Source organism: Candidatus Methylobacter favarea, from assembly GCF_902806695.1.
GTDB classification, from domain to species: Bacteria; Pseudomonadota; Gammaproteobacteria; order Methylococcales; family Methylomonadaceae; genus Methylobacter_B; species Methylobacter_B favarea.
The window spans coordinates 1-9971 of record NZ_CADCXN010000118.1; the positions used below are offsets into that span (position 1 = coordinate 1).

11 protein-coding genes and 1 pseudogene are annotated in these 9971 nt (G+C 50.4%); 2 read left to right on the forward strand and 10 right to left on the reverse strand.

The genetic code is table 11. From position 1 onward, the window contains the following. Nucleotides 1-294: 294 nt before the first annotated feature. The 10 genes and pseudogenes from HUX64_RS17895 to HUX64_RS17930 form a co-directional block, all read right to left on the reverse strand. Nucleotides 295-651 carry a YciI family protein gene (locus HUX64_RS17895; RefSeq protein WP_174627560.1) on the reverse strand — a complete coding sequence of 119 codons (357 nt, stop codon included), beginning with the start codon at nt 649-651 and terminating at the stop codon, nt 295-297. 22 nt (nt 652-673) lie between these two features. Then, entirely contained in the window at nt 674-883 is a 210-nt protein-coding gene (locus tag HUX64_RS19935; RefSeq protein WP_246247118.1) for a VOC family protein, read from the reverse strand. A gap of 22 nt (nt 884-905) precedes the next feature. Further along, on the reverse strand, nt 906-1151 hold the full coding sequence (locus HUX64_RS19940; protein WP_246247119.1) for a VOC family protein: 246 nt from the start codon (nt 1149-1151) through the stop codon (nt 906-908). Between the two features lie 179 nt (nt 1152-1330). Beyond that, nucleotides 1331-1851 (reverse strand): annotated as a pseudogene (locus tag HUX64_RS20585) (SRPBCC family protein). Between the two features lie 112 nt (nt 1852-1963). After that, nucleotides 1964-2458, reverse strand: a complete 495-nt coding sequence (locus tag HUX64_RS17910) for a DUF1579 domain-containing protein (protein ID WP_246247120.1) — start codon at nt 2456-2458, stop codon at nt 1964-1966. A 23-nt stretch (nt 2459-2481) separates the two neighbouring features. After that, nucleotides 2482-2640 (reverse strand): hypothetical protein, encoded by a 159-nt coding sequence (locus HUX64_RS19945; RefSeq protein WP_246247121.1) that lies wholly within the window; start codon nt 2638-2640, stop codon nt 2482-2484. Between the two features lie 262 nt (nt 2641-2902). Further along, nucleotides 2903-4321 carry a carotenoid oxygenase family protein gene (locus HUX64_RS17915; protein WP_174627561.1) on the reverse strand — a complete coding sequence of 473 codons (1419 nt, stop codon included), beginning with the start codon at nt 4319-4321 and terminating at the stop codon, nt 2903-2905. 225 nt (nt 4322-4546) lie between these two features. Further along, nucleotides 4547-4975 (reverse strand): VOC family protein, encoded by a 429-nt coding sequence (locus HUX64_RS17920; RefSeq protein ID WP_174627562.1) that lies wholly within the window; start codon nt 4973-4975, stop codon nt 4547-4549. Between the two features lie 119 nt (nt 4976-5094). Further along, nucleotides 5095-5448 (reverse strand): YciI family protein, encoded by a 354-nt coding sequence (locus HUX64_RS17925; protein WP_174627563.1) that lies wholly within the window; start codon nt 5446-5448, stop codon nt 5095-5097. Nucleotides 5449-5531: 83 nt separating this feature from the next. Beyond that, the gene (locus tag HUX64_RS17930; protein ID WP_246247122.1) at nt 5532-6785 is read right to left on the reverse strand and encodes an RNA polymerase sigma factor; all 1254 of its coding nucleotides are present in this window, start codon (nt 6783-6785) and stop codon (nt 5532-5534) included. Between the two features lie 396 nt (nt 6786-7181). On the opposite strand from HUX64_RS17930, the gene nhaD reads away from it, so the two are divergent. Together nhaD and HUX64_RS17940 are read left to right on the forward strand one after the other, a co-directional pair. Next, on the forward strand, nt 7182-8630 hold the full coding sequence (gene nhaD, locus HUX64_RS17935) for a sodium:proton antiporter NhaD (RefSeq protein ID WP_174627564.1): 1449 nt from the start codon (nt 7182-7184) through the stop codon (nt 8628-8630). A 143-nt stretch (nt 8631-8773) separates the two neighbouring features. After that, nucleotides 8774-9004 (forward strand): KUP/HAK/KT family potassium transporter, encoded by a 231-nt coding sequence (locus HUX64_RS17940; protein ID WP_174627565.1) that lies wholly within the window; start codon nt 8774-8776, stop codon nt 9002-9004. The last annotated feature ends 967 nt before the right edge of the window (nt 9005-9971 follow it).

Sequence of the window (9971 nt, forward strand, 5' to 3'; positions counted from 1 at the left end):
CGCCATGCCCCCTCACTCAAATTACTCGGGTAACGTTTTTTCCGTTTTTTGTGCTCATACTATTTATTTCATAATCAAAATTGATACCTTATGGGCGAAAAGATGAATTTCCAAACAGCTTCTAAGGCATCGCAGGGCTCAAAATCCTCCAGGACGAACAGCGAGCCCGGCTCGTCTCACCTCTTGCGCCGATAGTGCACGTCATGAAGCCATGCCTTCTTCGTCATCACCGGGCATATACGAGGTCAGCATACAATAATCTTCGCTTTTGATCTTGATTACGTCTCTTCGATGTTAATCAGTGGGCAGGCCCGCGATCTCCATCACCGGCCGAATCTCGACGGTGCCCTTGCGCGCCATGGGAATCCGTTCGGCAATGCCGATCGCTTCGTCAAGATTGCCGGCGTCAATGAGAAAATAGCCGCCCAGTTGTTCGTGTGTTTCTGCAAACGGCCCATCGGTCACGAAGCGTTTGCCGTCGCGCACCCGAATGCTGGTCGCTGTTGCTGTCGGGTGCAACGGATTGGCGGCCAGATACTGCCCGCTCGCTTTAAGCTGTCGGGCGAGCTGCGTGGACTCCGTGTAACATTCCTCCCGCTCGGTTTCACTCAACGCTGGTTCATTATGGTAAATCAGCAACATGTATTTCATCTGTATCTCCGAGATGGCGTTTTTAACCCTGGCCTGGGCAGTTGGCCTCACTCATTCGGCGGGGGAATTCGCTCGGATCGACATCTTCGATGTGCGTGGCGATCAGCCAGTGATGACCGAAAGGATCGACAATCCCGCCCATGCGGTCTCCCCAAAACTGATTTTCAAGAGGCATTTTTTCTTTGGCGCCTGCCTTGATTGCATCGGAAAATGTAGCGTCTGCATCGGTCACGTAGAGATGCAGTGTGACGGGACTACCGCCCGAGAGCTTCAGGGGAGGCTGACCCGCATTCCGGATTTTCATCCGCGATCATGAAGATCGAATCGCCGATTTTGAATTCGCCGTGGGCGATTTTTCCGTCGGGCATGTTGAACCGCATTAACTCGGTTGCGCCAAATGCCTTTTTATAAAACTCAAGCGCATCGGCTGCTCCCCGGACTGTTAAGCATGCAGTAAAGGTGTGGAAGCCTTCTGGTATGGGTTTGATTTTTGTAGTCATCATTATTCTCCTGTTCAAGTTTAATAATTGGCTTATTACTTATCGCGGTTAGTCGACTGGCAATTGTCCGGATCGACATCTCTGTTGAAAATTTTCGATTGCGCTACCATTCGTTACAAATTTAACGTTGATTTTCGGAGCTCTGCAAGCCGCATCCCTTATGCCTCGCAGAGTATTGCTTACATCTTTTTAATCATTTCCACGAGCTCATCGAGCGCCGTTCCCCAACCTTCGTGGAAGCCCATTTTTTCATGCTTGAAGCGCGCCTCTTTATCAGCATGCATCACCAGCGCCGTATATTTTGTGCCGTTTTCATGCGGCTCAAGCGAAATCACCGCTGTCATAGCAAATTCGGCGCACTCGTGCCCAGGCGTTTCTACAGGCTGAGGCGCGGGGCGGAAGCCTGGTTCCAAAGCGTTAGTCCAAACCAGTTTTTCATTTGAATGACTTCCAGATAACAACCCGCATTAGGGAAATTTTGTCCTTCCGGCGACTGCATCACGGTACGAAATATGCCGCCGGGACGCAGGTCAATTTCACAATCAATGGTAAGCCACGGCAAGGGACAAAACCACGGCTTAAGCTTTTCCGGGGTCGTCCAGGCTTCCCAAACAAGCTCTCGCGGCACCTCAACAACACGCTCAAACATAAGGTCCAGTTCAGGGTCTGGTTTAAATTCGTTCAAGTTACTCATTATCATCTCCTTATTAAATTACAAGTTTCACAGCATGGGCTGAGGCACGAAGCCCATCGTTCGCGAGTGCCACCCACGGGGCACAAGGGCTGCACGCTGTTTAGCCCGGCCTGCGAATCTACGGCTTTCTCGTGTAGGTGATTTCCATCATCTTCATTTCCTTGCCGCCGTGGTGAGCTCCATACATATCAAACGTCTGGGTATTGCTGTCTACAATCGTCCAGATGGCACGGCGTTTCATCTGTCCGCCGCCAGGTTCAACGTGCTTGCCCGTCAACGTGATAGTCTTGCCATCGGCGCTGGCTGTACCTTCCATGGTAAAAATGCCGGTGCTCATGGTAGACATCCAGTTCGTCACATAACGCTTGAGCAGATTGTCGTACGCGGTAATCTCAAGCCCCGAGAAAGGTTTTCCCATCATCTGGCCGGTGTATTCCTGCTGGAGAAAGCGCCCCTCCAGCAACATCTTCATTTCCGCAGAGCCGGTCGATTCTATAGGCGGCTTGCCGGGTTCCATCCACTCTTTGGTTTTGGTTGTCCAGCTTCCTGCAAGGCTGGCGAATAGCTTATGAGGCTCGCGGGGCTCAGCCAGCTTGGCATAAAGTTCCATCATCGCCTGCGGATCCCTATGTTGCTCTACTTTTTTTCTTTTGCGAGGGCAACGGATGCCGCCAGTAGAATAAGGAAACCGGTAAGTGTGTATTGTATGAAACGCATGATTTTCTCCTTTAGTGTGTGATGTGCAGCTGTTCTCGCGTCATCATTGAAAGGTATGGATTTGTTGTCTGTAGCCATGATTGCTCTCCTTTAACATTGAGTAATTTGGCTTATTTTGCCTGTACTGTTAGTCGAATGGCGGTTGTCCGAATCGACATCTGTATTGAAAATTTTTGAGGACGCTAGCGGCTGATGCTGATTCACACGTTCTTCGCCAGCGCGAATCCCGGCTTTGACGATTGCTTTAACCGTTTCGATGTTTAAGCTTTTTCTCCTCATATTGAAGCAAGAGTGAATTCAAGTTTCGCCATATCTGACCCACTTCACTGATAAGGCTGCGCTACGGCTCGCTTGTCGCCGCAAAGTAATTCCCGTGGAAACCGAATGGAATATGATGAGGCAGATCGGCACGTGCCACTTCCTGAAAAGTCGCGGCATCCAGAATCAACAGAAAAGACCGGGATTTTCCGGCATCCAGCACCACTGATAGGACCGCTCCGTCATCCTCGTTCGCAGCGCCGGGCGCTGCGACGAATACCGGCTCTCCGGGGTAACAGCCCGTCTCGCGCCACGCCGAATTTACGCTGCGGTCGAGATCCGACTTCACAAGCTTGTCGAAGAAGTTGCCATACTTCTCGTTGCCTGCTGCGTAAAGGTAGCGGTACGGCCGTCCGGCCCGGCGGGCGTAGTCCATCCGCGGAAGCTCCATGGGCGGGGCCGGCAATGTCTCCTCACGCGCATCCCCTTTCGGGCCGATGCGGAATCGGGTCAGCTTTCCTACCGGACTCATCGGCGCTGCCGAACGAAGGCGATTCAGATACAGCTGGTCGATCAGACCGGCGTCCGGATAGGTCACGATATCAATGACCACGTCATCGCCATGCTCGAACCCGTTAACATGGTGAAAGGCAAAGACCGGCCCGCCTTGCACCCTTCGCACGACCTGCCCGGTATCCTTGTCGATGACATGAAAACGGACGCCGCGGTCCGGCTGCCACCGGTAATTCCGAATGAAAGGCTCGCCGCTGAATCTGAGACGGAGCGGATGGACTACCAGCGGAAACTCAGTCAGAACCAGATAGCGCGCGGTCATTCCGAACGAGTGCGTGTAAGCCGGCAGATCGGTTGATACGGTCGCAACGATTGACTGTCGGCCAGTTTTCATATCGATGCCGATGAAGCGATATTTGCTCATCCAGCCGAATTCCAGAAGATAGTTGTAATGACGGCCTCTGACGTGATCCAGGTGCGGATGGGCCGTAGATATCTGGCCCTTGGCCTCTTTGCCGTATGAGTAGTAAGCGAGAGTGCTTAGTGTTTCCAGATCGAAGCGTATGGGCAGCGGCGTCTCGGTGTAGGCAGCGATCCCGTTGGCCAGCTGATTGACATTGACGTTGGCATTATCCGTGAGTTTTCGGCGAAAACAGGTCACGATGCGTTCGAACAGATTGCGGCGAGGGTTAGTGGCAAATTCGCCGCGGCTGATGCCTCCTTTCTGCACTGCTTCGAGATACGACCGGCTATGAAGATAACGGTTCGCGTAGGCGATGCGACCGGAGGCGAAGGTGAATCGGTACAGCATGGCCAGGCCGTCGAACCAGTGATTGAAACGCTGCTCGCCAACCTCGAACATTGCCGGGGCGGTGCGCACCAGGCTGCCGTTGAGCCACTTCGGAACTGTACCGCGGACGGGCAGGTTATCCAGGCTCGTCTCCTGGCGTAAAGTGGAGAACCCGAGGTGATAGGGCGGCTGATTCATAAGCGAAATAAGCCGATGGCAGGCTCGACGATCAGGCAGTTGAGGGTTTTAATATTCATGCGCTTTCTCCTGCCTGTTAATGGTATTGGCCCCGTTTATCTCCTGACTTTCAGGTTAGGAACGGGATTTCAGGGTCTTTTTTTATTTACTGAATTCCGTCTTCTCTATTTATTGGACGGGTAAGACCCCTAAAATTAACACTTTCAGCTAAAAAAACAATGAGCCTCACCAGGGATCGTAAGTGCCGAAGCTCCATAAATGACCTTCCAAATCATAACAACTAAAACCTCGTCCACCGTAGTCCTCATCTTTGATCCCGACAACAATTTTCGCTCCTGCGGCCTTTGCCTGATTATAGATAACATCTGCATCAGCCACGATCACATAGGGGGATTGGGTTTCCTTGCCGCCGATTTCGTCGGGTTGTTTGATCAAACCGCCCCATTCGGTTTCCTTTTCCGGAACCGATCCAAGCATGATCATGCCATGATCCAGTGTCAGTTGCGCGTGGGCGATTGTGCCATCATCATTCTGATAGACAGCTTGCTTTTCGAAGCCGAATGCCGAGCATAACCAGGAAATGGCCGCCGGAGCATTCCGATAGCGCAGGCACGGGATAATGATAGCTTTTGTGTTCTTACCAGGCGTTGACATCTTGTTCTCCTTGACCAGGTTAATGATCTGTTGGCTCGATATTCAATTTAAAAATAACCTCAAGATTGGCAAGTTCTTCCATTTCATCATGATCTGAGGTCTTTTATAAATGACAATTTTCAGGAGACCAGTTCCCGTATTGGCCGAATTTCGATACTCCCTAAACGGGCGGGTGGAATTTTGCCGGCCAGTTGAATGGCTTCGTTCAGATCACGGGCATCAAGCAGGTAAAATCCGGCCAGTTGTTCTTTGGTTTCGGCGAAAGGGCCGTCGAGGACCGACGTTTTGCCATTACGCACCCGCACCGTGGTGGCGGTACGTACCGGCTGAAGAGCATTGCCGGCTATAAAGTGACCGCTCTGCCGAAGCGTTTCGCCACAAGCGATACATTCGCCGTTGAGCGCCGCCCATTCATTTTTAGTCATGGCGTCAATGGTTTTTTCTTCATAGTAAACAAGGCACAGATATTTCATAGCTCACTCCTTTTAATTTAAGGCGGAAAGGTTATCAACATTTTATAATCGATTGGCCGCCTTCGAAATCGACAACGAATCAATCAATTTTGCAATTCCGCCAACCGCCATTCCAGAAAACGCCGCTCCGGTTCCTGCCGGGTAAGGCTAAGGGCTTTTTGATAAGACGCTTTGGCTTGCCGGTTTTGTCCAAGTCGACGACATAAGTCTGCCCGGGCTGAGTGCGCCAGGTAATAATCCGCGAGATACCCCTTTGCGAGTATGGCATCGATTAGCGCGAGTCCGGCTTCCGGTCCATCGCGCATAGCCACGGCTACCGCGCGGTTTAATTCAACGACAGGCGAGTTATTTGCCTGCAACAGCAGATCATAAAGATCGACAATTTCTGTCCAGTCAGTTTCATTAGCACTGGCAGCTTCAGCATGCACCGCCGCTATCGCCGCTTGTAAGGTATAGGGACCAATACTGTGTGAGCTGAAAGCGCGTTTAATGAGTGCAAAGCCTTCTGCAATCTGTTCACGGTTCCAAAGCGAACGGTTCTGTTCGTCCAGCAGAATTAAATCACCTTCGGACGAGGTGCGCGCAACGCGGCGGGAGTCATGCAACAGCATCAATGCCAACAATCCTAATGCTTCGGATTCTTCCGGCAAGAGACCTATTAACAATCCGCCCAGGCGAATGGCCTCGCCTGAAAGATCATGACGTGTCAGTTCAATGCCGGCAGATGCCGAATAGCCTTCGTTAAACACCAGATAAATCACCTGTAATACCGAATCCAGCCGATCCGGCAAATCCTCTGGTTCAGGGACTTCATAAGGAATATGCGCATCACGGATTTTCGCTTTTGCCCGCACAATGCGTTGCGCTACCGTTGTCGGCGCTATAAGAAACGCATGGGCAATTTCTTCGGTGGTAAGGCCGCATACCTCGCGCAAGGTCAGCGCTACCTGCGCCTCGGACGATAAGCTCGGGTGGCAGCAGGTAAATATCAGCCGCAGGCGGTCGTCCTCTATACTCCAGCTCTCATCCTCAGCATCTGTAATGCCGCTATCGGGATGCCGGGCGATTTCTTCAAGCGAGGCATCAAAGCGCGCGCGCTGCCGCAGATGATCAATGGCTTTAAAACGGCCGGCAGAGACCAGCCAGGCACGCGGATTTTCCGGCACGCCGTCGCGCTGCCATTGTATCAGCGCCACGGTGAACGCATCATGCAGCGCTTCTTCGGCCAGATCGAAATCCCCCAGCAGGCGTATTAACGTCGCCAGTATGCGGCGTGAATCGGCGCGGTAAAACGACTCCAGCATTTCGCGCAGGTCTGTTTCAGTAGTTTTGTTCAAAAGTTGCCTGTTTTTAACAATTTTATTGGCACGACCCCTACAGTTTCAAAAATTGACCCGATATCAAGCGTATGCCCTCGCTCCTGGACAAGATATCCTCAATTGCAGATCACGAAGCGGCAGCCTGGGCTATCTGCTAAAAGCGATCTAAAGTCTCTAATGGGCCAGTATTTTAGACCCTTTATATTCATGAGCAACCGCGCTCCCCTTTAAAAGAGTTAGGCGTTTGTCAGTCTCATTTTCGCCAGCTATGGAATATTGAATCTGGTACGGTAAATAATTTTTTACAGCTTTATTTAAACTTGTCTTAGAATTTGATGCAGTAAGCCAGGTCAGAGCCAGCTCCGGGATGACCGGGTCGCTTTCTTCTCTCCTTTATTATTATTCGGCAATTAAATGAATAAAAAAATATTACTGTTATCAAGCTTTGCCTTATTGCTCTTGCCTGCTGCGGCATTTGCCGGAGAAGCTTCGGAAATTTCAAGCCTGCCCAAGGCCTTAGATTTAACTCATCATATTGTTGGTTATCTTTCCATAGCAGTTACAGCTCTGGCCTATGTCGCCGCCATGTCGGAAGAAGTGATCGAACTGCGCAAGTCCAAACCGATGGTCCTGGGCTCGGCGGTGGTATGGTTTGCGATCTGTATCCACTATGCCTTGCAGGGAGAAGCCAAAGCGGCGGCCATCGCATTTGAAAGCAATCTGCTTGCTTATATCGAGTTGCTTTTATTTATCCTGGTGTCGATGACCTATATAAACGCCATGGAGGAACGCGGCATTTTCGATGGGCTCAGGATCTGGCTGCTAAACCGGCAATACAGCTACCGGCAGCTGTTCTGGATTACCGGAGTGCTTGCCTTTCTGCTTTCTACAGTAATCAGCGGTCTGGCGGTAGGTTTATTAATGGGCACGGTTGCGGCTGCAGTTGGTAAGGACAGGAAAGAATTCGTCGGCCTGGCTTGCGTCAATATCGTCGTGGCGACTAATGCCGGCGGCTCGTTAAGTCCTCTTGGCGGTATTTCGACATTGTTCGTCTGGCAGCATAAGATCCTGCATTTTCATGAGTTCTTCTCATTGGCTTTGCCATGCCTGGTCAATTTTCTTTTGCCTGCCGCCGTAATGCATTTTTTCGTCTCTAAAGAAACACCGGCCGCTTCCACGAGCACCATTTGGCTTCGCCGCGGCAGCAAACGGGTTATTTTACTTTTTATTGTGACCCTTGCCATTACGGTCTGGTCTAATGTCGTTCTGGAATTGCCGCCCGCCGCAGGCATGATGGCAGGTCTCGGTTTATTACAGTTTTTCAGTTTTTATCTGACCAAGACGGCGCATGAAGTCAAAAACGAGTTTGCGCATGTATACAAGTACTTTGGAGTGGAAGCCCCCAGCGATAATAGAAAACAGGATTTTGACATATTCAGGAATGTCGGCAATGTGGAATGGGATACGCTGTTATTCTTCTATGGCGCCATGATGCTCATCGGCGCCCTGGGATTTATCGGCTATCTGGATGCCATTGCGCATTTTCTGTTCGGGCAGATTAGCCCTACAGTTGCCAATATTATGATCGGCCTTTCCTCGGCCTTTATAGATAACGGCACCCTGATGTTTGCCGTCTTAAGCATGCATCCCGATCTTGCGCCCGGCCAATGGCTGCTGTTGACTCTAACCCTCGGCGTAGGCGGCAGTTTGCTGGCTATAGGATCCCCGCCCGGCGTCGGCTTGCTCGGCCAGATCAAGGAAGGCTATACCTTCACCTTTCACATGCGCTGGATGCCCGTTATTTTGCTGGGCTATTTCGCCAGCATAGCCGTGCATTTCTGGATAAACGCCAGGTATTTTTAAGCTATTAAGGCAAAGACGGCCGTGCAATGTGTTTCCCTGAAACACTAAAAGAACTACCTGCATGAGCCTTTATCCGATAGCTATTGCGAAAATCATGCCGTACGGTTGTTCCTAAACGTTTATCAGGCTCAGATTAATTTGTAATGTTTTTAAACTCCAAAAATCAATCCACTGAACAACTGAGCGGTCTGACGCTGGGCGCGGTTGGCGGTATGTTTGGCGATATCGGCACCAGTCCGTTATATGCTTTTAAGGAGGTGTTTCACGGCTTTGTTGGTAGCGATGACTCGTTGCGCGTTGTGAATGATTGCAGGCAGTTTCGGAACACTCAGGAGAGCAGTAACGCTAGCCTCGATCACAGCGGCTGCAGATGATGACTTGCTTGAAGCAGCGAGCACACTTGAATATTAAGCCTGTTGATTCCATCGTAGGTTACCATGACGGCAACGAAATATCTTTCAGTACTTTCAATTTATGAAATACTTTTCATGCATTTGTCTCAGTACAGTGTGGGTGTGGCATCGGAGGTAACTTGCAGGTTTATACCGATGTCATGCCGGTCTAATTGGCGGTCACTTTTTACAGCATCCAAGTTTCACTTGTAAAATCTCGTTGCAATTATTCCGAATTTAACTTCCCCTGTTTTTCTCTCGAAATATTCCGCTCGTTTTTATCTCCAGGAGAATTTCAGTCATGCTGCGGCAGTTTTACGCGGATTTTTAAAACCCTCTGCATTCTCCAAATATCATTTTAGAACGTATTTTAAAAGTCTTATCTATTTAGCCTCTGTAGCATCAGATTAATTATGGCTATATAAGCGGCTGTCGCTACGACAACCCACCATAACCCCAGGTACTGACCCGTATATGACATTTACGTCCGGGTATCTTCTTACCCGCGCCATAGCCTTTTTCACCTGCTAATGCAGTTGCTTTACACGTTGACTGGCCAGACTAGCCGCAGTGGCAGAGGGCGGCGTCCCGCCTTACCCCGAACATCGGCTCGTAAGGTGTCAGCTATACGCGGCCAAAGGCCTTCCTGTGTCCACTTTTGAAAATAACCCTATACCGTTTCCCGGCGCGGAGACTGATGAGGGATAATAATCACTTTGCGCCACTCGAACGCAATCCCTACCATATGGCATTCATTACTTGCCCTAATGAAGTTGCCGATGGGCTCCCGCCAGCCAGCGCATCGGGCAGCAATACTTTAAGGATGTCCCAAGGTCTTTTATTCGGATCAGTTGGATAACGCTTTTTAGCGGCTCGTCTTTGATAGTCAGGTAAGATTGAAATACCTTGATCTTATCAAACCTTTAATGTGGTTTTGGCGCTTTTAAAA

What these genes read in the sequence shown, in the direction of transcription:
- HUX64_RS19945 (WP_246247121.1), bottom strand. Translation starts at nt 2,640, where the DNA reads ATGGCTACAGACAACAAATCCATACCTTTCAATGATGACGCGAGAACA.
- nhaD (WP_174627564.1), top strand. Translation starts at nt 7,182, where the DNA reads ATGAATAAAAAAATATTACTGTTATCAAGCTTTGCCTTATTGCTCTTG.
- HUX64_RS19940 (WP_246247119.1), bottom strand. Translation starts at nt 1,151, where the DNA reads ATGACTACAAAAATCAAACCCATACCAGAAGGCTTCCACACCTTTACT.
- HUX64_RS17910 (WP_246247120.1), bottom strand. Translation starts at nt 2,458, where the DNA reads ATGATGGAACTTTATGCCAAGCTGGCTGAGCCCCGCGAGCCTCATAAG.
- HUX64_RS17895 (WP_174627560.1), bottom strand. Translation starts at nt 651, where the DNA reads ATGAAATACATGTTGCTGATTTACCATAATGAACCAGCGTTGAGTGAA.
- HUX64_RS17920 (WP_174627562.1), bottom strand. Translation starts at nt 4,975, where the DNA reads ATGTCAACGCCTGGTAAGAACACAAAAGCTATCATTATCCCGTGCCTG.
- HUX64_RS17915 (WP_174627561.1), bottom strand. Translation starts at nt 4,321, where the DNA reads ATGAATCAGCCGCCCTATCACCTCGGGTTCTCCACTTTACGCCAGGAG.
- HUX64_RS17925 (WP_174627563.1), bottom strand. Translation starts at nt 5,448, where the DNA reads ATGAAATATCTGTGCCTTGTTTACTATGAAGAAAAAACCATTGACGCC.
- HUX64_RS17940 (WP_174627565.1), top strand. Translation starts at nt 8,774, where the DNA reads ATGTTTTTAAACTCCAAAAATCAATCCACTGAACAACTGAGCGGTCTG.